The organism is Janthinobacterium sp. LM6, from assembly GCF_002002885.1.
Classification (GTDB): Bacteria; Pseudomonadota; Gammaproteobacteria; order Burkholderiales; family Burkholderiaceae_D; genus Janthinobacterium; species Janthinobacterium kumbetense.
Genome location: NZ_CP019510.1, coordinates 920,771 through 942,956, shown reverse-complemented (window position 1 = coordinate 942,956; position 22,186 = coordinate 920,771). Strand labels below are relative to the sequence as shown.

Genomic DNA, 22,186 nt, shown 5'->3' with positions numbered 1-22,186 from the left:
GCAGAACGCCGTTTTTTGCGCCATATCTACGTAAAAAAGCCAGAAAAATCGGCGATCCGCACGCAATTGGCGCGTGATTTTGCCAACATTAAACGATACACAACAATATGCCGGCTGCGCCTGTTCTGCGTGGCAACAGCTACGGCGGGCGCCGCGCCGCCACGGCGCCCGCCCCCGTTTCAGGTGCGCAAGAACTCCAGCAAGTCCTCGTTCAGCCTATCCTTGTGCGTCGTCGCCAGGCCGTGCGGCGCGCCCGCATACACGAGCAATTTGCTGCCGATGATGAGCTCGGCAGTGCGGCGCGCCGAGGCGGCGATCGGCACGATCTGGTCGTCGTCGCCATGGATCACCAGGGTCGGCACGTCGAATTTGGCCAGGTCGTCCGTAAAATCCGTCTCGGAAAACTGCTTGATGCACAGGTAGGCGGCCGGCATGCCCGCCTGCATGCCTTGCCGCCAGAAACTGTCGCGCACCCCCTGCGACGGCTTCGCGCCGGGCCGGTTGTAGCCATAGAAGGGCTCGCTCAAGTCGCGGAAGAACTGGCTGCGGTCGGCCTGCACGCCCGCGCGGATGGCGTCGAACGCGGACAGCGGCAAGCCCAGCGGATTGTCGGCCGTTTGCAGCATCAGCGGCGGCACGGCGCCCACCAGCACGGCGCCGGCCAGGCGCTGCGTGCCATGGCGTCCGATGTAGCGCGCCACTTCGCCGCCGCCCGTCGAGTGGCCCACGAGGGTGGCGCCCGCCAGGTCCAGCGCGTCGATCAGGGCGGCCAGGTCATCGGCATAGGTATCCATGTCGTTGCCGCCGAAGGGCTGGCTGGAACGGCCATGGCCGCGCCGGTCATGCGCGATGACGCGGTAGCCGCGCGCGGCCAGATAGAACATCTGGTCTTCCCAGGCGTCGGACGACAATGGCCAGCCGTGGCTGAAGACGACGGGCGGGCCGCTGCCCCAGTCCTTGTAGTAGATCAAGGTGCCGTCGGCGGTACGCAGGGTATTGTTTGAATGCAAGTCAGGGCTAGTCATGGAACGCTCCTTGTCGGTGGGCCAGCGGCCATTGTGGCCCCAATCGGCTGGCGCGCGCCGCGCGCTACGCCAGAGCATTGCGGTAGAGTAAGATTGCCGCTGCTTTGCTTTCCCGTATTCACTTTTGGAGTTGTCATGCGTTTTCCCTTTGTCCTCGCCGCCAGCCTGATCAGCACGGCTCCCCTCGCCCAACCGCTCGTTGCCGAGGCGCCCCTGCGCGCCCACCTGTCCTTCCTGGCCGACGACTTGCTCGAAGGACGCGGCACGGGCCAGCGCGGCGGCGACCTGGCCGTGCGCTACCTGGAAACGCAGGCGGCCGTGGCCGGCCTGCAACCGTTGCCGGACGGCACGTATCGCCAGGCGCTGACCATCGTCGGCAGCAAGGCCTTGCCATCGAGCAAAGTCACCTTCAGTGCGGGCGGCAAGACCTTGTCTCCCGCCTTCGGCAAGGACATCGTCTTTGGCGCGGCGAATGGCCAGCAAAAAGTAGCGTTCGATGCGCCCGTGGTGTTTGCCGGCTACGGCATCCGCGCGCCGGAAGAGCAGTGGGACGACTTCAAGGGTGCTGATTTAAAAGGAAAAATGGTCATCCTGATGGTCAACGACCCGCAGCCGACCGTTGCCGAACCGAACCGCTTTGCCGGCAAGTCGCTGACCTGGTACGGCCGCTGGGTCTACAAGTACGAGGAAGCGCTGCGCCAGGGCGCGGCCGGCGTCTTGCTGATCCACACGACCGAGTCCGCCTCGTACCCGTGGTCGGTGCCGGCCAACGGTTTCGGCCATGAACGCTTCAACCTGGCCGGCGCGGGCAATGCGATGGAAGGCTGGCTGCAGGAAGACATGGCGCGCGCCCTGTTCCAGGCGGGCGGGCAAGACCTCGATGCCTTGCGCGCGCAGGCGGAAACGCGCGAATTCCGTCCCGTGGCCCTGGACGCCACGGTCAAGGTGGTCTTGAACAGCCAGATCCGCAGCATCGAGCAATTCAACGTGGCCGGCATCGTGCCGGGCACGGATCCGAAACTCAAGGATGAAGCCGTGATTTACTCGGCCCACTGGGACCACCTGGGCAAGGATGACGAAGGCAACAGCCGCAGCGGCCAGAGCGACCACATCTACAACGGCGCCATCGACAACGCCTCGGGCGCGGCGGCCCTGCTGGCCATGGCGCAGGTTGCGGTAAAACAACCGGCACGGCGCACGCAGATCTTCCTGTGGCCGGCCGGCGAGGAAACGGGCATGCTGGGCAGCACGGCCTACACGCGCAAGCCCCTGTGGCCGCTGGCGAAAACGGCCGCCGACCTGAACCTCGACAGCATGAACTTCGTCGGCAAGACGCACGACATCGGCGTGGCCGGCGCCGAGCGCAGCAGCCTGTACGCGAGCGCCGCCAAGGTGGCCAAGCGCATGGGCCTGCGCCTGGCACCCACCATTCCCGACCTGTCCGGCGCGTTTTACCGGGCCGACCATTTTGCCTTCGCCAAGGCTGGCGTGCCCGCCTTCAACGTGGGCTCGGCCGTGTTTTCCGGCGACGGTTCGTTCGACTTCGTCCGGGAGCCGAAAGCGTCCGGCGAGCGCTTGGTGGCGTTCAAGAAGGATTACCACCAGGTAACCGATGAATACCACCCGTCGTGGGATTTATCGGGCATGGTGCAGCAGGCGCAATTCACCTTGAACCTCGGCTATGAAGTGGCAAACGACAAGAACTTGCCTACATGGAACAAGGACGAGGCGTTTGGCAAAGTCAAACGCTAAGAGGGTAACAATGTTTTAACCCGCAAAGCAGAAAGGCTGGGGTCGGCCCCTCAGGAACCGACCCCGGTATTTGCTATGGGGTTTGGCAATTCAAATCGCCATGATGCGTTTCAGGTCGATGAACGCCGTTTCGTACAGGTGCTGGAACGCGCCCACCATGACTTCTTCCACGCCTTCGGCCGCGTCGAACTCGCTCGACCATTCCGCCACGCAGGAAGCGCCGCCTGGTTCACCCGTGACGCGCAGGGTGGAACGGTAATTCTTGACGGGGATCGGGCCCGAGACGATGGTGTAGCTGTAGCTCTTGTCCGCTTCGCTGTAGCTTTGCAGGCGTTCGGCGATGATGGCGCCGTCCGTGGTTTTCAGGCGGCGCACGCGGCCGCCATGTTCGGACAGGCTGGTCTTGATCGAGCTCGACCATTCATTCAGCGACTGGAAGCCGCCGATAAAATCCCACACTCTTTCGGCGCTTGCCGCCAATGTTACAGAAACAATTACTTGGGCCATCTTTAATTCGGTTCCTCATCCAGGTTTGCCGGGCGCCGCGCCCGGCCGGCCGGAGTTGCCCGGCACAGCCGCTATTTTAGCGCCCATGCGGCTTTGCTGCTGGGCAAACCATGGCAACCGGCCAGCTTGGGCTGGCTCTCTTACAGATTTTCCGCCAAGAAAATCAGGGAATTGCCGTGCGCGTGGGCGGCGGCGCGCTGCTGGTAGCTGTCGCGGTGGGTGCAGTTGAAACCGTGCTCGGCACCCGGGTAGATATGGATTTCCACGTCTTGCCGGTCTTCGAAGCGCTCGGCGATCTTTTGCACGGCTTCCGGCGGAATATGGCTGTCCTGGCCGCCGAAATGCATGAGCAGCGGCACCTGGATGCGGTCGGCCAGGTCCAGCTTGTTCTGGATGCCGCCGCCGTAATAGGCGATGGCCGCGTCGACCAGGCCAGCCGCGGCCGCTTGGTACGACAGTCGGCCGCCGAAGCAGTAGCCGACGGACGCCAGCTTGCCCGTCACTTCCGGACGCGCGCGCAGGGCCGCGATGGTGGCCTTGATATCGCTCAAGGCATGCTCGTTATCGGTCGCCTGCATCAGTTCGACGGCGCGCTTCCAGCCGTCCGCGTCATAGCCCAGTTCGATGTGCGCGCCGGCGCGCCAGAACAGGTCGGGCACCAGCACCACGTAGCCGTCGGCCGCGTACTGGTCGGCCACGGCGCGGATGTGCTCGTTGACGCCGAAAATTTCCTGCAACAGGATGATGGCGGGGCCCTTGCCCACATGCGGCACGGCCAGGTAAGCCTGGAAGCTGCCGTCCGGGCCGGCGATATCGATCCACTGCGATGTTGTGCTCATAGAAACTCCAGTCTGAGGTTGGGGGGAATGCCACAGCCAGGCATGTTACTGGTTTTTCCCTCTTTCTGCGCCCACCCTTTGTCCTGGCTCAATACATCTCGCGCAGGTAAATCACCGGGCCCGACTTGAAGACGCCAAAGACGACGGTGCCCACGGTGCTGGGCAAGTACGCAATGCCGGACACGGACACATCGACGCTGCCGGTCTTGCCGGCGCCGGGCGCCGCCACAATCAGGCGCTTATTCGGCGGCAAGATGCCCTTGTCAAACGTATAAGTAATAATCGTGCCAGCGGGGAATGCAAAGTCCTTGCACGCCAGTGTTTTCTTGCAATTGGCAAACACCACCTGCGCGCTGCCGAAGGCGCTGATGCTGTCCAGCAGACTGGTGACCCAGGTCTTGCCGTCCCAGTACTGCGTCTGCACGGCCAGGCGCACAGGATAGCGCTCGGAACCGTAGTCATGCGGCACCATCAGGCGGCCCGTGAGCACGGTCAGCTGCGCTTCCTTGCCATCGGCCGGCGCCGAGCTCACATTGCCAGCCGCCGGATAGGCATACGTCGCGCGCAACAGCAGCCCCGTCGGCAATGCCAGCGCTGTCGGCTCCTTGGGCACGGCATAGGCGGCGGGGAAGCTGTAGGCGATGGGGCGCGTGGCGATGCCATTGCTGAAACTGGTGACGGGGACGCCCGTCACGGCCGCAGGTGCTGTTGCCCCATCCGTCAGCGTGCTGCCCGATGGCGCCGTGGGCGGATAGCTGTTCTTCCCCGTGGCCGCGTCATACGGAACCAGCGATACTTGCGTTTTGTTGATGTCGTCATTCCTGGCGTCGAAATTCTTGGTATCCACGCCGCCGGAATTCTGAGCGCGGATGGTCAGATCGAAGGGCTGGCGCGAGTACACGGCGCGGTTGCCGGCGCAGGCGAGCGGCGCGCTGCACGGGAAAGGAAACTCCGTCTTCGCCCCCCCCGGGAGGTCCACTTGCTTGATAACCAGTTCCGTCACGAAATGATGCGGATAAAAGAGCACAGCGTCGCTCGGTCCCGGCGACGTCAGGCTGCTGCCCAGATAACCGTTTTGCAGCGCAGCCGTGAAATTGATCTTGCCCACTTCGGGCCAGACCAGCGGCGGCGCCGTGATGACGCCCCCTTTCTTCACAAAATCGAGATCGCCGCCAACTTCCGGATTGGCTACGCCTGTATAGAGCGGCGCCTGCAGATTACGGCCGAGCACGACTTTTTGCACGGCGACACCGCTTTCGTTGCCGAAATTCTTCGTCACGGCATCGAGCGCGTTGACGGCCGACAGCATGATGGTCGCACCGGGCGTCAAGGGCGCCGCCGCCAGGCCCGCGCGCTGCGTCGGCGCCAGCTTCGTGAACAGAAATTTCGCTGGCGCCACGATGACCGTGCCGCTGCCGCTCATCTCCAAACCTTTGTCGCTGCCGCTGTCCGGCTTGTAGGAGGCTGTCAGCAGCAGCGCTCCCGCATCGGCATACAGCATGTTCGGCCTGGCCACGCCATCGGCGCCGAACGTCACATTCACCTTGGTGCTCGCCACGGCGCAGCTGCTCTGGTCGCTGGCCGCCAGGGCAACATAACTATTTTTGGCGCTGTCAAAGATGCGCGCAGGCAATGTCCCCTTGTCCGGATTGCTGTACGCACAAGTCAGGTTCAAGTCCTTGTTCTGGTTGGCGAACATGGTCACGCAAGCGGTCGGATCGTTGGGCGCTACTTGCAAGGCGCTGATTACCAAGGCTTCCGCCACTTCCGCGTAGCGCGGAATGCCGCTCACCTGGAAGCCGCTGGAGAGAAAGCTGATCTGGCAATTGCTCGTATTGCCGCCGCTCTTGCACACCAGCGCCCCCGTCGTGGCGGGTGTGCTGACCAGGCTCAGCGTGGCGATGCCCACCGTGGTCTGGCGCACCGCGACATTGGCGTTGACGCCGCTGGCATCGATCTGCGTCGGCACGCCGCCAGGGCTGACGGTGACGCTGGGGCTGGGACTACCCTTGTAGACCGCGCTGCAGCTGGCATCGGCGCAGGCCGTCACTTTCACCGTGGGTACCTGGCAAGTAAGCGCCGTCAGCGGGTGATCTATCTGGAAATGGTGCAGTCCGCTCGGCGTACTGGGGCCGCACTTTGGCCCCATCGGCTCATTGAAGGCCCAGCCGCTGTTGTTCGTCACGCAGCTGCACGGGTTCGACGGCGTATACGCCTTGCAAGTGATGGTTTGCTGCACCCTGCCCTGCCAGCCCAGGGTGATGTGGTCGACCTTGGCGTTGCCCGTGATGTAGGCGTTGGACGAGTCGAGCGTCACCTCGCCGGCGTCCACATTGCCCTTGATGCCATTGCCGGAAGCGATCGACAAGGAATTGCTGGCCTCCACGTCGCCCGTGACGAGCAGGCCCGATGCCTTCAAGTCGATGGTCGGCGATTTCAGGTTGCCCGTCACCTGGCTGCCGGAACCGATGGTCAGTGAAGTGGTCGCCGTGATATCGCCCTGGATGCGGGTACTGGCGGGCAGGATATTGACGACGGTACCGCTGATGGGCCCGTTAATGACGGAACCCGAGGCGATTTCCACCGGGCCCTTGGCGCTGATCTTGCCCGTCACCTTGACGTTGTTCGAGCCCATCTTGATGGTGGTGGCGGAAATATTGGCCGTGACGGTCTGTTCCTGCGCGCCCATGAGGAAAGTGCCGCCTTCGGCTGTCAGGTTGCCCCCCGTTACTTTCAGGTTCGGCGGATTGATATCCTTGATATCCAGGTTGCCCTTGACCGTCAGCGTGGCATCGCCGCTCATCGTCAAACCCTGGTTATAGCTCATCGCCAGGGAACTGTTGACCGTCACGGCATACGCGCTGCCGATGACGATGACGTCGGTAGAGCTCAGCGCCAGCGAGGCGCAAGTATATTGGGTGCTGGACGCCGGCAGGGTGCAGCCGCTGACGGCGCCGCCATTGAAGTTGAGCGTGGCCGCGTGGGCAAGGGATGAGCCCAGCAGCAATGTCAGGGCGGCAAAAATGTGGAGTAAGCGCACGATATCGAGGAATCCGGTGGGTGGGGAGCCAGCGGGCGCGCGGATTATTTCATGCTAACCTACGCCATCGCTGTTGTTGCATTATGGCAGTATTTATCTCCCTCGCGCATATCGCATGATCAAGCAAAGCCCCAAAGAATTCCCCCTGCGCACTGTCGACATCATCGTCTATCCCGGCTTCAAGGCGCTCGAAGCCATCGGCGCCATGAAAGTGTTTGACTACGCCAACACCCATTTGCGCCTGCGCAATCTGCCCGGCGGCTACGACGTGCGCATCGCCTCGACAGCCATCGGCCCGGTCGAGTCGGACACCCTGATGTCGCTGCACGCCAGCAAGGCGCTCGATGTGAACCGCCTGCCCGACCTGGCCGTCATCGTCGGCTGCCACCACGTCGAGCAAGTCTTGCAGGACATTCCCGCCCTCGCCGCCTGGGTGGCCGAGGCGGCGCCGCGCATCGATACCCTGGCAGCCCTGTGCACGGGCTGCTTCTTCCTGGCCGAGGCCGGCGTGCTTGACGGCAAGAGCGCTGCCACGCACTGGAGCGCCGTGGACAGCCTGCGCCAGCGCTATCCATTGATACAGGTCAATGCCGATGCGATTTTCGTGCGGGAAGGGAAATTCTGGACGTCGGCCGGCGTGACGGCCGGCATCGACCTGGCGCTGGCCCTGGTGGAAGACGATTTCAGCCGCGATATCGCGCTGGAAGTGGCGCGCGACCTGGTCGTGTATCTGAAGCGGCCCGGCGGCCAGTCGCAGTTTTCCGTGCACCTGTCGAGCCAGATGACGACGCACCCGACCATCCGCCAGTTGCAGGGCTGGATCATGGAACACCTGGCCGAAGAGCTTACCGTGCCGCTGCTGGCGGCCAGGCTGGCCATGAGCGAACGCAATTTTACGCGCGTGTTCCAGCGCGAAACGGGCACCAGTCCCACGGAATTCATCGACACGGCCCGCTTTGAAGTGGCGCGTCGCTTGCTGGAAGACAATGTGTCTTCCTTAAAACAGGTGGCCGTTCAGGCGGGCTTGCACAGCGAAGACAGGCTGCGCCGCCTGTTTCAAAAGAAACTCGCCATCACGCCGCGCGATTACCGCGAGCGCTTTTCCAGCACGGCGCGCTAGCTGGGCGAAAAATCAGCGCGGCTTGCCGTGACGCACGTGGCGCGTGGCCAGTTGGCGGCTCTGCCGGGCCAGCGGCGTAAACAGGAGTGCGCACAGCAGATACGTGGCCAGCAGCGCCAGCCAGATGGCGGGCGTGGCGAGGCTGGCGGCATTGCTCCACCACAAGGCCAGCAAGGAAGACAGGGCCGCTCCGAGGAAGACGGGCAGCATGCGGCGCAAGGTGGCGAGGTAGGCAGTGGCAAACATGGACAGCTCCCAAAGCAAGGCGGTGATATCTTCACACTAGCAGGGGCAGGCGGCGAAGTACAGCCTGCCGCCCTGCCCCGTCCGTCAAGTGTTGCGCAATGAGTACATCCGATAAGATTAGTACAACACGACGGAACGGATCGATTCGCCGCTCTTCATCAGGTCGAAGCCTTCGTTGATGCGTTCGAGCGGCAGGCGGTGCGTGATCAGGTCGTCAATGTTGAGCTTGCCTTCCATGTACCAGTCGACGATCTTCGGCACGTCCGTGCGGCCCCGCGCGCCGCCGAAGGCCGAACCGCGCCATTCGCGTCCCGTCACCAGCTGGAATGGACGCGTGGAAATTTCCTGGCCCGCCGCCGCCACGCCGATGATGAACGATTTGCCCCAGCCCTTGTGCGTGCACTCGAGCGCCTGTCGCATCAGGGTCGTATTGCCGACGCATTCGAACGAGTAATCGGCGCCGCCGTCCGTCAGTTGCACGATGGCGTCGACGACGTTGTCCACTTCGTTCGGATTGATAAAATGCGTCATGCCGAACTTGCGCGCGATGGCCTGGCGCGCCGGATTGATGTCGATGCCGATGATTTTATCGGCGCCGACCATCTTGGCGGCCTGGATCACGTTCAGGCCGATGCCGCCCAGGCCGAACACGGCCACGTTGGCGCCCGCCTCGACCTTGGCCGAGAACAGGACGGCGCCCACGCCCGTGGTGACGCCGCAGCCGATGTAGCAGACCTTGTCGAACGGCGCGTCGGAGCGGATTTTCGCCAGGGCGATTTCCGGCACGACGATGTAATTGGAAAAGGTGGACGTACCCATGTAGTGGAACAGCGGCTGGCCATTCAGCGAAAAGCGGCTGGTGGCGTCCGGCATCAGGCCGCGGCCCTGCGTGGAGCGGATGGCCTGGCACAGATTGGTCTTTTGCGACAGGCAAAATTTGCACTGGCGGCATTCCGGCGTGTACAGGGGAATGACGTGGTCATCCTTCTTCAGCGTCGTCACGCCCGGGCCCACGTCGACGACGACGCCGGCGCCTTCATGGCCGAGGATGGCGGGGAAGATGCCTTCCGGGTCGGCGCCGGACAGGGTGTAGTAATCGGTATGGCAGATGCCCGTGGCTTTCAGCTCGACCAGCACTTCGCCGGCGCGCGGGCCGGCCAGGTCGACTTCTTCGATGGTCAGCGGGGCGCCCGCCTTCCAGGCAATCGCGGCTTTGGTTTTCATGTGTGTCATTCCTGCTCGGTTTCAGATGCGCCATTATCGGGCGCCGGCGGGCGCGCTGGCGCAAGTGGCGGCGCGCTTGTCTGAAAACGCGGCGCATTTGTCCGATGCCGCCGTACGTTTGCGCCAGCTCAAACTTCCCGCCGCAAAGACGCGCATTCTTGGCACGAACCACAGCCCCATTGAGCAGCGATTGCCGCGTTCCCGCAGGAGACAGACATGCGCCATTTCCTTTCCCGCTTGCCGCTGCCCTGGCTGGCCCTGCTGCTGGCATGCTGCCTGGCGCTGTTGGCTGCCTGCGGCGGCGGCCATCACCACCCTGCGCCGGGCGCCGCCACGGGGAACCTGACGGTCACCATCGGCGGCTTGCCGGCCGGCGTGGCGGGCGCCGTCACGCTCACGGGGCCTGCGTCGTACAGCAGGACGCTGACGGCCAGCACCACGCTCACTGGCCTGGCGCCCGGCGCCTATGCGGTCAGCGCCGCCAGCGTGACGCAAGGCACGGGGACGCTGGCGCCCACGCCCGTCACGCAGCAGGTGCAAGTCACTGCGGGCGCGACGGCCAGCGCCAGCGTCACGTATGCGGCCGGCGCACCGCTGGCCCTGGTCCTGCAAGAGGTGGCCAGCGGCTTGAACGCGCCCATCTTCCTCACGGCGCCACCGGGCGACAGCCGTTTGTTCATCCTTGAGCGTCCCGGCCGCATCCGCGTGCTGCAGAACGGCAGCCTGCAGGCCACGCCCTTCCTCGACATCAGTACGCTCACCACCACCAGCGGCGAACAGGGCTTGCTGTCGCTGGCCTTCCATCCGCTGTACGCCAGCAATGGCTATTTCTTCATCTATTACACCAACCTGGCCGGCGACATTGTCATCGAGCGGCGGCAAGTGTCGGCGGGCAACGCCAACGTGGCCGATCCCCTGTCGGCGTTGACCATCCTCACGATTGCCCACCCCACCTTCAGCACCCACTATGGCGGCTTGCTCAGCTTTGGCCCGGACGGCTATCTGTATGCGGGCACGGGCGACGGCGGCAGCGCGGGCGATCCGCCCGGCAACGCGCAAAACACCAACGTCCTGTTGGGCAAGCTGCTGCGCCTGGACGTCAACGCCAGCAGCGTCGCCCAGCCGTACACCATTCCACCCGGCAATCCCTTTGCCGCGGCAGGCGGACGCCCTGAAATCTGGGCCTACGGCTTGCGCAATCCGTGGCGCTACGCCTTCGACGTGCCGGCCCAGCTGCTGTATATCGCCGACGTGGGCCAGGCCAGCTGGGAAGAGGTCGACGTGCGGCCCGTGGGCCAGGCGGGCAACAACTATGGCTGGAACGTCATGGAAGGCGCGCAGTGCTACAACAGCGCCGGCTGCAATCAGGCGGGGCTGGTCTTGCCCGTCATCACCTACGGCCACGATACGGCCGGCGGCTGCTCGATCACGGGCGGCTATGTGTACCGGGGCGTGGCCCTGCCGGAACTGGCGGGGCAATACCTGTATTCCGACTACTGCAGCGGCTGGCTGAGAAGTTTCAGCTACAGCAATGGCACGGCCTCCGCCGTGACGGACTGGGGCATCGCGAACGTGGGCAACATCCTGTCGTTCGGCCAGGATGGTCAAAACGAGCTGTACATGCTGAGCGGCACGGGGAAAGTCTACCGCATCGTGCGCAAATAGCGCCCCTGCGCGATGCCTGCAGCACACGGACGATGGGACGTTTTTCGACGGGGCGCGGGGAACCGGCTAGAATTGGTTTTTTCCGCCGCGCCCTGCGCCCCAGCCCAAGAGAACACCATGGCCCGTTTGAAACTCGAATTTCCCGAAGACCAGTACTGCTATTCCTCGCAACTGACGGTACGCACGACGGACATCAATGCCGGCAACCATCTCGGCAACGATTCCATGATTTCCATGATTTCCGAGGCGCGCGCCCGCTTCCTGTTCGAATATGGCGTGCGCGACATCGAAGCGGACGGCACCGGCATCATCGTCACCGACCTGGCCACCACCTACCGCGCCGAAGCCCATGCGCGCGACCAGTTGCTGTTCGAAGTGGGCGTCATGGATTTCAACAAGTATGGCGGCGACATCACCTTCCGCATCACGCGCCCGCGCGACAGCACCCTGATCGCGATGGCCAAGTCCGGTTTTGTGTTTTTCAACTATAAGCTCAGCCAGGTCGTGCCCATGCCGGAAGATTTCGGCAGCAAGTTCCCACAGGTGAACTGGATCGATTGAGGCGCGGTACATTCCGGCCGTCATCCTGTATGCTTGTCAGGATGATATGCAAAATTGACCTGCGCCGCGCCGGCGCCTGCCTGCTGGCTGCCGTCTGCGCGATGGCCGCACCCGGCATCGGCCATGCCGCGCCGCAAACCGTCATCCTGTATGGCGACGACGACTATGCACCGTACAGCTATGTGGAACACGGCGTCTTCAAGGGCATGTATGTCGATATCCTGCGCCAGGCGGCCAGCGCGATGCCCGGCTACCGGCTGGAACTGCAGCCGCGCCCCTGGAAGCGGGGCCTCGACGCGCTGGAAAAGGGCCAGGTTTTCGGCCTGTTTCCGCCCGGACGCAAGACGGAACGGCCCTACGTACAGCCGTATTCAGCCATGCTGTACCGTGAATCGGTGGTGCTGTTTTGCCATGACGCCGTCATGCGCACGCCGCGCACGCGGTTTCCCGCCGACTTTGCCGGCCTGACCATCGGCGTCAATACGGGGTTTTTACTCTCGGAAAAACTGATGGCGCCGGCCCGCGAGGGACTGCTGCGCCTGGAAGCGGCCAAGGGCAATGAAGCCAATCTGAAAAAACTGGCCTTGCGGCGCATCGATTGCTACGCCAGCGACCGCGGCGCGGCACGCCATACGGCGCGCCGGCTGGGCGGTGAACTGGCCAGTTACGGCTTTGCCTTGCATGAAGTGCTGGAATTGTCGTCCGAAGCCACGTATATCGCCTACAGCGCGCGCAACACGCCGGCCTACAAGGCCGATTTCGTCGCGCAGATGAATGCCGCCCTGCTGGCCCTGCGGCATAGCGGCCAGCTGGCGCGCATCGAACACGCTTATTTGCGTTAATCAGCCCGGCACTTCGCGCCGCGGCAAGGTCATTTGCGTACCGGACTCTTCACTTGCGTGGCGAACGTGCTGGCAAACCAGTCATCGATCATCTGCTTCTCGTAGCGCAGCTTGTCGCCGCTGGAATAACGATTGATGCGCGTCAGATAGGACATATCGGACAGGGCTGCATCGGCGCTGCCGATGACCTTGCCATCTTGCTCCAGCACATAGTGCAAGCGTATGCGCGGCCAATCGGCCTGGCCGGTCATCACGCGGAAATCCTGCGCAGAGCGCATGGCGGGATTTTCACGGCCAGCCATGTCCAGATCCGTCACATCGATCTTCAGGGTTAGCCCGGGCTTGAGCGCCTCTCCCCGTTGTGCGAAGTGCGCCGCCAAGTCCTTGAGGACTTTTTCACGCTCCGTCCGATCGAAAGACACATCCGAGAATTGTTCCGGCTTGGTGAAATGCACTTCCGTGCCCGCCCAGGCGGCAGTGCTCGCCAGCAAGGCAAGACCAGCAATGAAGGTACGCGTCGTTTTCGTTTTCATGATGAGTCCTTTCAAGAATGTGGATGGCCTCCGGCCATTTTTTACTTCTCAATATAGCGCGATGCGTTTCATTCTAAAGGGAAACTAATACATTGTTACTTTTCTTGCACCGCGTAACGAACCAAGCTTCGTCCCACCAATTTTTTTACAGATTCATTGGCAATATTAATTAAAACAAAGTATTGTCTTGAAAATATAGTTGCCTAAGCGATAAAGTATACATAGTGTCGACGGCGTGGATTTAAAGTGCTTTTTTGATATGCATGTTGCATGAGTTTAGTCAATTATTCTTGCTTGTTGTTAATACTTGGCTGTCAGTCTACAATCGATAAAATGCGCCCGAAAAACGCGCAACGCCAGTAGTGGCGCACAGGCAAGCCTGGCGCGGGCGTCTCAGTATTGCGTCAGTTATGCCTTTTAGCGGAACTCGCCCTTATGTCATTTTTGTCTTCAGCATCGCCCAAGTTACCCCCCTGGAAAGTCCTGCTCGTCGACGATGAACCCGACATCCATGACATCACCGAACTGACACTGAGCCGTTTTCGCCTCGAGGGCCGCGCCCTGAGTTTCGTGCACGCCTACAGCGGCGCCGAAGCCAAGCAGGTGCTGGCGCGCGAAGCAGGCATCGCGCTGGTGTTTCTCGACGTAGTGATGGAGCGCGAAGACAGCGGCCTGGAAGTGGCGCGCTGGATGCGCGAAGACCTGGGCAACCAGTTTACGCGCATCGTGCTGCGCACGGGCCAGCCGGGCCAGGCGCCGGAAGAACGCGTGATCGTCAACTACGACATCAACGACTACAAGGAAAAGACGGAACTGGACCGCACCAAGCTGTTCACCACCACCTTTGCCGCCCTGCGCGCCTACCGCGACATCATGAAGGTGGAAGAGGCGCGCCAGGCCCAGCTCCATTACCGCGAGGGACTCGAGCGCGTCATCGCCGCCTCGGCGCACATTTTCAAGCAGCGCAACCTGCGCGACTTCGCCAGCGGCCTGCTGCAGCAAGTCGTCGCCCTGCTGCGCCTGGAAACGAGCATGCTGCTGCGCCTGCGCGGCGCCAGCGCCATTTCCGGCGAGCAGGATTATGAAATCCTCGCGCAGATCGGCGACACGGACGACGGCATCCTCAGCCCGTCCCTGCTGTCGCAGCTGGACGACGCCAAGAGCAACAAGATCTCGCGCCTGCACGGCGACACCTATGTCGGCTATTTCCCGAACAGCAGCGGCAAGGCGTCCTTGCTGGTATTGAAGGGCGTGGAAGAGATTTCCGACCTCGATGCGCAATTGCTGGAAGTCTTCTGCTCGGGCGTGGCGATCGCCTTCGACAACATCCTGCTGACGCAGGAAATCACCGATACCCAGGCCGAACTGATCCTGCGCCTGGGCGACGTGGTCGAATCGCGCTCGCACGAAGGGGGCAACCACGTGCGCCGCATGGCCGAAGTGTGCCAGCTGCTGGCGCAGGCGTCCGGCATGTCGGAAGAGGAAACCATGGTGCTGCGCCACGCGGCACCCATGCATGACATCGGCAAGATTTCCACACCCGACGCGGTGCTGCTCAAACCCGGCAAGCTCGACGCGGCCGAATGGGAAATCATGAAGCAGCATCCGACGGTGGGCATGTCCATCCTCGACGGCTCGCAGCGCCCGCTGTTGAAGGCGGCCGCCGTGATTGCCCACCAGCATCATGAAAAATACGACGGCAGCGGCTACCCGCAGGGCCTGGTCGGCGAAAACATCCACAAATACGCGCGCATCGCCGCCGTCGCCGACGTCTTCGACGCCCTCATGCACAAGCGCTGCTACAAGGACGCCTGGCCCCTGGAGCGCGTGGTCAGCTACCTGCGCGAAGTGAGCGGCAGCCACCTCGACCCGCAGTATGTGGAATTGCTGATTGCGAATCTCGATGCAGCGCTTGCGTTAAATCAACGCTTCCCGGATTAGGCTCCAGATTGAACCCAAGTACAATACCGGAGTCAGACCCTGAGGATCTGACCCCTGAGCAATACGCACACCAGTAAACCACGCTGCGGCCCAAGATCCCAACTTGGGCGTTCCGGGCCAAGCGGACCTGAAAAATGTCGAGGGCAAGGCGCGGCGACGCAGACAGTACGCATGTACGGCAAGGAGCCGCAACGCCGCCATCGGCATTTTCTCAGGCCCGCGTCTCCGGCCCGCCGTTTTCAAGCTTCAAATTTCAAGCACTCTTCGGCTCCAGCGGAAAGCGTATCTTGTAATGCAAGCCCATCCCCGGCGCACTGACCACCTTCACCGTCCCGCCCAGCGGCCCCGTCACCAGGTTGTACAGGATATGCGCACCCAGGCCGCTGCCGCCGGAACCGCGCTTGGTCGTGAAGAAGGGGTCGAACAGCTGGCCCAGGGTGGCGCTGTCCATCCCCATGCCGTCGTCGCTGTAATCGAGTTCCAGCATCTCGCCGGCCGTGCGCACGCTGATCTTGATCTTGCCCGGCTCGCCTTCGACAAAACCATGCACGAGTGAATTGACCACCATGTTCGTGACGATCTGCGAGACGGCGCCCGGATAGCTGCGCAGCTGCACCTCGGGCGGGCAATCGATCTCCACCTTGACGGGCTTGCCCTTCAGCTTTGGTTGCAATGAAAGCAATATTTCATCGAGATATTTGCGCAAGTTAAAACTGCGCAATTCGTCCGAAGACTGGTCGACGGCCACCTGCTTGAAGCTGCGCACCAGCGCCGCGGCGCGCTGCGTGTTCGTCGTCATGATGCGCAGGGTCTGGTCGATGATGTCGAAAAATTGCCGCAAGCCATCTTCGTCGAGCTGGCCGCCTTCCAGGTCTTCGCGCGTGAGCTTCAATTCCTGCACCAGGTGGCTGGTGGCCGTCACGCATATGCCCAGCGGCGTATTGATTTCATGCGCCACGCCCGCCACCAGCCGGCCCAGCGAGGCCAGCTTTTCCTGGCGCACCAGTTCCGACTGCGCTTCCTGCAAGGCGTTCAGGGCGCTGTTCAGGGCCGCATTCTGCTCTTCCAGCGCTTCCTTGGCGCGGCGCATGGCGCTGTCGGCCTGGATGCGCGCCATCGCCACGGCCACGTGGCTGGCCATGAAGGCCAGCACGTCCAGTTCCGCCTGGCCATACACGACGGACGTGTCATAGCTTTGCACGATGATCACGCCATATTTGCGGTCGCCCAGCAGCATGGGCGCGCCCATCCAGCTGGCGATGCTGGTATTGCCCAGCGGCTCTTCCATTTCGCCGCTGGCCACCAGCGCCGCATAGCTGCCGGCATCGAGCAGGCAGGCTTGCCGGCGCGCCAGCACATAGGAACTCATGCCGATGCCGTAATGAAAGCGTTTCACGGGCGCCTGCGCATCCTTCTCGTCGACGAAATACGGGATCGTGATGTCCTTGTTGTCCGGGTGGTACAGGGCGATGAGGAAATTCTTCGCCGTCACCAGTTCGCTGATGATGGCGTGCAGGCGCGTATATAAGGTCGTCGCATCGGATGCCTGCGCCGACAGGTTGGCGATTTCATACAGCGCATGCTGCAGGTTTTCCGCCCGGCGGCGCTCGGCCACCTCGTGCGCCAGCAGGGCCGTGCGCTCCTGCACCGCCTTTTCCAGCCGGTCCATGCTTTGCATGCCCTGCAGGGCGCTCGACACGTGCGTGGCGATCAGCGCGAACAGGGCCTGGTCTTCCAGGCTGAAGCGGTGCTGGGCGTCGTAGCTCTGGATGACGATGGCACCCAGCACCTGGTGCTGCTGGTCCAGCAGCGGACAGCCGATCCAGTGCTCGGCCGCCGTGCCGCCGCCCCAGGCGCCGCCGCCGATGGCGCGCATGGCGTCGTCGTCGGCCGTCATCACCAGCTGCTTGCGGTTGACGATGACCCAGGCCGTGGGCGACTGTGCCGCGCTGGCCAGGCGCACGCCCTCGTCCGGATCGGGCGCGGCGTCGAATTCATCGACAAAATAGGGAAAGCGCACGAGGCCGTCGTCGCGGTCGCTGAGCGCCACGTAAAAGTTGGCCGCATACATGATGCGCCCCAGCGCCGCATGCACCGCCTGCAGGAATTCGCTGATATCGCTGCAGGTGCTCGAGCGCTGCCCGATTTCCAGCAACACGGTTTGAACGGCTTCCAGGCGGCTGAGGCGGCTTTCCATGGGTGACTATGTACCTTGTGCAAGTATATGTTCTGAAAATCAATATTATCAGTTCAGCCCAGCCTTGGCACGGCATAAAACGCAGAATCTTGCCTTGAGGCAGAGCAACACACGCCACGCGCGCATTTGCCACGCTGGCAATACAGTGGCAGACTAGGCCCCTTCCTACAGACCAGACCGTCCTCATGACTGCCACGCTACGCGCCTCGCTTCGCCCCTACACCCTCGCCGGCCTGCTGGCCTTTGCCGCGCTGGGCATGCCGCCGCTGTGCGCCGCGCCAGCCAAGGCGCCGGCGGCGGAAACGGCCGATGGCGGACGCTATTTCGGCCCCCTCGTCGCGGGCAAGATGCACGGCCAGGGGCGGCTCGAATACGCGAGCGGCGCGTTTTACGAAGGGGGCTTCGCGCGCGGCGTGTTTTCCGGCCAGGGCAAGCTGCGCCAGGCGTCCGGCGTCGAATACACGGGCGCCTTCCGCCAGGGCGCCTTCGACGGCCTCGGCCGCTACACCTCGCCCAAGGGCGAAATTTACACGGGCAGCTTCGTCAAGGGCAGCTTCGAGGGCGTGGGCCGCTTCCAGGGCGCCGACGGCGCCACCTTCGAAGGCCATTTCAAGCACTGGCGCCCGCATGGCGCCGGCAAGCTGACCGACACGGACGGCACCGTCTTCGAAGGCGAATTCGTCCAGGGCCAGGTGCAGGGCAAGGCCACCGTCACCACCAGCGACGGCATCCACTACGAAGGCGAGCTGAAGGACTGGAAATTCGAGGGCCAGGGCGTGCTGCGCACGGCCGACGGCGACGAATACCGGGGCGGCTTCAAGAATGGCCAGTTCGACGGCCAGGGCGTGCTGCGCTACGCCGTGGCGCAGGCGGACGGCCGGCGCGAAGACAGCGGCAACTGGACGGAAGGCCAGCTGGACGACCCGGCCGCAGACAAGCTCACGCGCGACAATATCGAGCTGGCCCTGTACAACCAGCCCACCCTGCTCGACGGCGCCCTGGCGCGCATCGCGCCGCGCGATCCGGCGAAAAAGATCAATCTGTATTTGCTGGGCGTGGCCGGCGACGGCGCGCAGGAAGTGTTTCACCGCGAAACGGCCTTCGTGCAACGCCAGTTCGACCGCGATTACGGCACCGTGGGCCGCTCCTTGATGCTCGTCAACAGCCGCAACACGGTGGCGCAGCAGCCGATGGCCACGCGCACCAGCATCGCCGCCAGCCTCGATGCGCTGGGCGCGAAGATGGACAAGGCCAACGACATCCTGTTCCTGTTTCTCACCAGCCACGGCTCGCCCGAGCACGAACTGGCGCTGGCGCAAAACGGCATGGACCTGCACAGCCTGCCCGCGCAAGAACTGGCGTCCATGCTCAAGCACAGCGGTATCCGCTGGAAAGTCATCGTGATCTCGGCCTGCTATGCGGGCGGATTCATTGCCCCCTTGAAAGATGACAACACCCTCATCATCACGGCTGCGCGCAGCGACCGCACCTCGTTCGGCTGCGACGACCAGAACGATTTTACGTATTTCAGCGAAGCGTATTTCAAGGAAGCCTTGCCGAAAAGCAGCAGCTTCACGGAAGCGTTCGACAAGGCCAAAGTGCTGGTGCAGGCGCGCGAGGCGGCCGATTTCCGCGAAGGCGGCATGGAAGCGGAAGAGCATTCCGAGCCGCAACTGTTCCAGGGCAAGGCCATCGCCGCGCAATTGAAGGCGTGGCGCGCCCAGCCACGCTAAGCGCTACTTTCTGTACAATAGCCGTCACCATGCGTAAATTCTTCCTCATTTTGCTGCTGTTCGTGCTTCCGCTCCAGATGTCCTGGGCCGCGGCGAGCGCGTATTGCCTGCACGAGGAAGGCAAGGCGGCGCAGCACCTGGGCCACCACAGCCACCAGCACAAGGCGGATGCGGACAAGAAACCCGTGGCCGACAAGGCTGACAAGCAATCCAAGGGCCAGCCGCACAGCGACTGCAACGTCTGCCATGGCATCGGCCATGCGTGGCTGCCGGCCGGTTCCAGCCTGCCCATCGGCGACATGGCGTCCGTGAACGCGGACACCGCCCCCTTCTTTTACGCTTCCCACATCCCGGACGCTCCCAAGCGCCCCGACTGGTCGTCGGCCATCTAGGCCGACGGGACGTCCCCTTTGTCATAACGCAATGCGCGCCCTGAAATAATCCGGGCGCAGGCCTGCGCGTCCCGTCGAATTCTTTTTCCATACCTTGGAGAATTCGATGCACCGATCCATTTATCTATTGCTACTCTCTGCTGGCCTGCTGGCTGGCAACTTTGCCCACGCACAATCTAGCGTGGAACCCGCCGCGCCCCTGACCCTGCCCGCCGCGCTGGCCCTGGCGGAGGGCGGCAACGCCACCCTGTCGGCCGCCCGCCATGAACTGGCGGCGCAAGGCGGCGCCCTGCAGCAGGCGCGCGCCTTGCCCAACCCGGAATTGCAAACCGTGCTGGAAGACACGCGGCGCGCCACGCGCAGCACCACCGTGCAGCTGAACCAGCTCATCGAGCTGGGCGGCAAGCGCGGTGCGCGCGCCGCCGTCGCCCAGCGCGGCGCAGACCTGGCGCAGGCGGGCCTTGCGCTACAGCAAGCCGACACGCGCGCGGCCGTCACTTCCGCCTTTGTCGATGTGCTGGCGGCGCAGGAAGGCTTGCGCCTGGCCGACAGCGCGCAGGCGCTGGCCGCGCGCGCCAGCGACATTACGGCGCGCCGGGTCACGGCCGGCAAGGCGTCCCCCGTCGAGGAAACCCGCGCCAGGGTCGCCGAAGCGAGCGTGCGGCTGGAACTGAACCTGGCTCGCAGCACCCTGGCCAGCGCCCGCCAGCGCCTGGCCGCCCTGTGGGGCAATGCCGCGCCCCGTTTCACGCTGGCAGAGGGACGCCTGGAAACCTTGCCGGAGCTGCCCCCGGCCAGCGAACTGGCAGCGCGCATGGAGCAAGCCCCTGCCGTGCGCCAGGCGCAAAGCGCACTGGCCCAGCGGCAAGCCATGCTGGACGTGGAACAGCGGCGTGCCACGCCCGACGTCACGGTCAGCATCGGCATGAAGCGCTCGGAAGAGCTGGGCCGCAACCAGGCCATCATCGGCCTGGCCCTGCCGCTGCCCCTGTTCGACCGCAACGCGGGCAACAAGCTCGACGCCCTGCGCCGCAGCGACAAGGCCAGCGACGAACTGGCTGCCGCCCGCATCGCCGTGCAAACGGCCGTGGCCGCCGCCAGCGAACGCCTGACCACGGCCCGGCTCGATGTGGAAAGCTTGCGCCAGGACATCTTGCCCGGCGCCCAGAGCGCCTACGACGCGGCCAGCAAGGGCTTCGAGTTCGGCAAGTTCGCCTTTCTCGACGTGCTCGACGCCCAGCGCACCTTGCTCCAAGCCAAAAACCAATACCTGCGCGCGCTGACGGAAGCGCAGCATGCCGCCGCCGAGATCGAGCGCCTGCTTGGCGCCTCTGCTCCCCTGTAAGGAATCCATGACAATGAATATCAAACTCGACAAGAAACAGGCGATCGCCATCGGCGCCATCGCGGCCGCCGGCATCGTGCTGGCCATCCTCATCCTCGGCACGGGCAATTCCAAGACCGCGCCGTCCACCGCCGCCAAGGTGGAAGCACATGCTGAAAAGAAAGACGAACACGGCCACGAAGAAGTGGAAGGCAAGCTGGAATTGACGGCGGCGCAAAGCCGCGCGGCCGGCGTCGTCATCGCCACGGCCGCGCCCGGCCGCATCAAGACCACCGTCGCCTTGCCCGGCGAAATCCGCTTCAATGAAGACCGTACGGCCCACGTCGTGCCCCGTCTGGCCGGCGTGGTGGAAGCCGTGCACGCCGACCTGGGCCAGCTGGTGAAAAAGGGGCAAGTACTGGCCGTCATCGCCAGCACGGAACTGTCGGAGCAGCGCAGCGAACTGCTGTCGGCGCAGCGGCGGCTATCGCTGGCCCGCTCCACGTATGAGCGCGAGGAAAAACTGTGGCGCGAGAAGATTTCGGCCGAGCAAGATTATCTGCAGGCGCAGCAAGCGTGGCGCGAAGCGGAAATCGCCGTGCAAAACGCCCAGCAAAAGCTCAGCGCGCTGGGCGCCAACTCCACCAGCAAGGGGCCGTTGAACCGCTACGACATCCGCGCGCCGTTCGACGGCATGGTGTTGGAAAAACACATCACCCTGGGCGAAGCCGTCAAGGAAGACGCGAACATCTTCGTCATTTCCGACCTGTCGACCGTGTGGGCGGAAATCGCCGTGCCGGCGAAAGATCTGGCCACCGTGCGCATGGGAGGCAAGGCGGAAGTCAAAGCCAGCGCGTTTGATGCCAGCGCGCAAGGCACGATCACCTATGTGGGCGCGCTGCTGGGCGAACAGACGCGCACGGCGAAAGCTCGCATCAGCTTGCAGAACCCGGACATGGCATGGCGCCCAGGGCTGTTCGTCACGGTGGAAGTGGTGTCCGGCGAAGCGGACGCGCCCGTCACCGTGCAGAGCACGGCCATCCAGACGGTGGAAGACAAGCCCGTCGTCTTCGTGCAAATAAAAGATGGCTACCAGGCCACGCCCGTGGTGCCGGGGCGCAGCGATGGCACCTTGACGCACATCAAGCAGGGCCTGGCCGCCGGCACGCCGTACGCGGCGCAAGGCAGTTTTGTCCTGAAATCCGAGCTGGGCAAGGATTCCGCCGGCCATGAACACTGATCACG

General features: G+C 63.6%; 18 protein-coding genes. 10 read left to right on the top strand and 8 right to left on the bottom strand.

From position 1 onward, the window contains the following. Window positions 1–179: 179 nt before the first annotated feature. Complete coding sequence (locus BZG29_RS04150) at window positions 180–1,025, bottom strand: alpha/beta hydrolase (protein WP_077408948.1); 846 nt, start codon at window positions 1,023–1,025, stop codon at window positions 180–182. A 135-nt stretch (window positions 1,026–1,160) separates the two neighbouring features. Here BZG29_RS04150 and BZG29_RS04145 point away from each other — a divergent pair, with 135 nt between their 5' ends. Further along, window positions 1,161–2,777: a M28 family peptidase gene (locus BZG29_RS04145; RefSeq protein WP_077399164.1), complete on the top strand. Its 1,617-nt coding sequence runs from the start codon at window positions 1,161–1,163 to the stop codon at window positions 2,775–2,777. Window positions 2,778–2,867: 90 nt separating this feature from the next. On the opposite strand, the gene BZG29_RS04140 is transcribed toward BZG29_RS04145, so the two are convergent. The 3 genes from BZG29_RS04140 to BZG29_RS04130 form a co-directional block, all read right to left on the bottom strand. Next, a complete protein-coding gene (locus BZG29_RS04140) occupies window positions 2,868–3,284 on the bottom strand; it encodes an SRPBCC family protein (protein ID WP_077399161.1) in 417 nt (138 codons plus the stop codon). Between the two features lie 140 nt (window positions 3,285–3,424). Then, complete coding sequence (locus BZG29_RS04135) at window positions 3,425–4,123, bottom strand: dienelactone hydrolase family protein (RefSeq protein ID WP_077399158.1); 699 nt, start codon at window positions 4,121–4,123, stop codon at window positions 3,425–3,427. An 88-nt stretch (window positions 4,124–4,211) separates the two neighbouring features. Next, window positions 4,212–7,163 (bottom strand): polymer-forming cytoskeletal protein, encoded by a 2,952-nt coding sequence (locus BZG29_RS04130; RefSeq protein WP_077399155.1) that lies wholly within the window; start codon window positions 7,161–7,163, stop codon window positions 4,212–4,214. A 115-nt stretch (window positions 7,164–7,278) separates the two neighbouring features. Between BZG29_RS04130 and BZG29_RS04125 the strand changes: the two genes are divergently transcribed. Further along, a complete protein-coding gene (locus BZG29_RS04125) occupies window positions 7,279–8,283 on the top strand; it encodes a helix-turn-helix domain-containing protein (protein ID WP_077399151.1) in 1,005 nt (334 codons plus the stop codon). Between the two features lie 12 nt (window positions 8,284–8,295). On the opposite strand, the gene BZG29_RS04120 is transcribed toward BZG29_RS04125, so the two are convergent. Beyond that, window positions 8,296–8,529 (bottom strand): hypothetical protein, encoded by a 234-nt coding sequence (locus tag BZG29_RS04120; protein ID WP_034784311.1) that lies wholly within the window; start codon window positions 8,527–8,529, stop codon window positions 8,296–8,298. Window positions 8,530–8,646: 117 nt separating this feature from the next. Beyond that, window positions 8,647–9,753: an S-(hydroxymethyl)glutathione dehydrogenase/class III alcohol dehydrogenase gene (locus tag BZG29_RS04115; protein ID WP_077399147.1), complete on the bottom strand. Its 1,107-nt coding sequence runs from the start codon at window positions 9,751–9,753 to the stop codon at window positions 8,647–8,649. A 216-nt stretch (window positions 9,754–9,969) separates the two neighbouring features. Here BZG29_RS04115 and BZG29_RS04110 point away from each other — a divergent pair, with 216 nt between their 5' ends. The 3 genes from BZG29_RS04110 (at window position 9,970) to BZG29_RS04100 (ending at window position 12,821) form a co-directional block, all read left to right on the top strand. Continuing rightward, window positions 9,970–11,418 carry a PQQ-dependent sugar dehydrogenase gene (locus tag BZG29_RS04110; RefSeq protein ID WP_077399144.1) on the top strand — a complete coding sequence of 483 codons (1,449 nt, stop codon included), beginning with the start codon at window positions 9,970–9,972 and terminating at the stop codon, window positions 11,416–11,418. 117 nt (window positions 11,419–11,535) lie between these two features. Beyond that, entirely contained in the window at window positions 11,536–11,979 is a 444-nt protein-coding gene (locus tag BZG29_RS04105) for a thioesterase family protein (protein WP_077399141.1), read from the top strand. A 41-nt stretch (window positions 11,980–12,020) separates the two neighbouring features. Next, a complete protein-coding gene (locus BZG29_RS04100) occupies window positions 12,021–12,821 on the top strand; it encodes a transporter substrate-binding domain-containing protein (RefSeq protein WP_216350349.1) in 801 nt (266 codons plus the stop codon). 29 nt (window positions 12,822–12,850) lie between these two features. Here BZG29_RS04100 and BZG29_RS04095 read toward each other — a convergent pair whose 3' ends face one another. Then, window positions 12,851–13,354 carry a DUF3016 domain-containing protein gene (locus tag BZG29_RS04095; protein ID WP_077399138.1) on the bottom strand — a complete coding sequence of 168 codons (504 nt, stop codon included), beginning with the start codon at window positions 13,352–13,354 and terminating at the stop codon, window positions 12,851–12,853. 435 nt (window positions 13,355–13,789) lie between these two features. Between BZG29_RS04095 and BZG29_RS04090 the strand changes: the two genes are divergently transcribed. After that, window positions 13,790–15,295: a DUF3369 domain-containing protein gene (locus BZG29_RS04090; RefSeq protein ID WP_077399135.1), complete on the top strand. Its 1,506-nt coding sequence runs from the start codon at window positions 13,790–13,792 to the stop codon at window positions 15,293–15,295. A 253-nt stretch (window positions 15,296–15,548) separates the two neighbouring features. On the opposite strand, the gene BZG29_RS04085 is transcribed toward BZG29_RS04090, so the two are convergent. Further along, window positions 15,549–17,492, bottom strand: coding sequence for a GAF domain-containing sensor histidine kinase (locus tag BZG29_RS04085; protein WP_077399132.1), 1,944 nt, complete (start codon window positions 17,490–17,492; stop codon window positions 15,549–15,551). A gap of 185 nt (window positions 17,493–17,677) precedes the next feature. Between BZG29_RS04085 and BZG29_RS04080 the strand changes: the two genes are divergently transcribed. From BZG29_RS04080 to BZG29_RS04065, 4 genes are all read left to right on the top strand, one after another. Next, the gene (locus tag BZG29_RS04080) at window positions 17,678–19,225 is read left to right on the top strand and encodes a C13 family peptidase (protein WP_077399129.1); all 1,548 of its coding nucleotides are present in this window, start codon (window positions 17,678–17,680) and stop codon (window positions 19,223–19,225) included. 29 nt (window positions 19,226–19,254) lie between these two features. Next, window positions 19,255–19,617, top strand: coding sequence for a cation efflux protein, CzcI family (gene czcI / locus BZG29_RS04075; protein WP_077399126.1), 363 nt, complete (start codon window positions 19,255–19,257; stop codon window positions 19,615–19,617). Between the two features lie 106 nt (window positions 19,618–19,723). Beyond that, entirely contained in the window at window positions 19,724–20,962 is a 1,239-nt protein-coding gene (locus BZG29_RS04070) for a TolC family protein (RefSeq protein WP_150130797.1), read from the top strand. 13 nt (window positions 20,963–20,975) lie between these two features. After that, window positions 20,976–22,181 (top strand): efflux RND transporter periplasmic adaptor subunit, encoded by a 1,206-nt coding sequence (locus tag BZG29_RS04065; protein WP_077399123.1) that lies wholly within the window; start codon window positions 20,976–20,978, stop codon window positions 22,179–22,181. Window positions 22,182–22,186: the final 5 nt, after the last annotated feature.

Coding starts and splice junctions, on each gene's coding strand:
- BZG29_RS04150 (WP_077408948.1), bottom strand. CDS start 1,025: ATGACTAGCCCTGACTTGCATTCAAACAATACCCTGCGTACCGCCGAC.
- BZG29_RS04145 (WP_077399164.1), top strand. CDS start 1,161: ATGCGTTTTCCCTTTGTCCTCGCCGCCAGCCTGATCAGCACGGCTCCC.
- BZG29_RS04140 (WP_077399161.1), bottom strand. CDS start 3,284: ATGGCCCAAGTAATTGTTTCTGTAACATTGGCGGCAAGCGCCGAAAGA.
- BZG29_RS04135 (WP_077399158.1), bottom strand. CDS start 4,123: ATGAGCACAACATCGCAGTGGATCGATATCGCCGGCCCGGACGGCAGC.
- BZG29_RS04125 (WP_077399151.1), top strand. CDS start 7,279: ATGATCAAGCAAAGCCCCAAAGAATTCCCCCTGCGCACTGTCGACATC.
- BZG29_RS04120 (WP_034784311.1), bottom strand. CDS start 8,529: ATGTTTGCCACTGCCTACCTCGCCACCTTGCGCCGCATGCTGCCCGTC.
- BZG29_RS04115 (WP_077399147.1), bottom strand. CDS start 9,753: ATGAAAACCAAAGCCGCGATTGCCTGGAAGGCGGGCGCCCCGCTGACC.
- BZG29_RS04110 (WP_077399144.1), top strand. CDS start 9,970: ATGCGCCATTTCCTTTCCCGCTTGCCGCTGCCCTGGCTGGCCCTGCTG.
- BZG29_RS04105 (WP_077399141.1), top strand. CDS start 11,536: ATGGCCCGTTTGAAACTCGAATTTCCCGAAGACCAGTACTGCTATTCC.
- BZG29_RS04100 (WP_216350349.1), top strand. CDS start 12,021: ATGATATGCAAAATTGACCTGCGCCGCGCCGGCGCCTGCCTGCTGGCT.
- BZG29_RS04095 (WP_077399138.1), bottom strand. CDS start 13,354: ATGAAAACGAAAACGACGCGTACCTTCATTGCTGGTCTTGCCTTGCTG.
- BZG29_RS04090 (WP_077399135.1), top strand. CDS start 13,790: ATGTCATTTTTGTCTTCAGCATCGCCCAAGTTACCCCCCTGGAAAGTC.
- BZG29_RS04085 (WP_077399132.1), bottom strand. CDS start 17,492: ATGGAAAGCCGCCTCAGCCGCCTGGAAGCCGTTCAAACCGTGTTGCTG.
- BZG29_RS04080 (WP_077399129.1), top strand. CDS start 17,678: ATGACTGCCACGCTACGCGCCTCGCTTCGCCCCTACACCCTCGCCGGC.
- czcI (WP_077399126.1), top strand. CDS start 19,255: ATGCGTAAATTCTTCCTCATTTTGCTGCTGTTCGTGCTTCCGCTCCAG.
- BZG29_RS04070 (WP_150130797.1), top strand. CDS start 19,724: ATGCACCGATCCATTTATCTATTGCTACTCTCTGCTGGCCTGCTGGCT.
- BZG29_RS04065 (WP_077399123.1), top strand. CDS start 20,976: ATGAATATCAAACTCGACAAGAAACAGGCGATCGCCATCGGCGCCATC.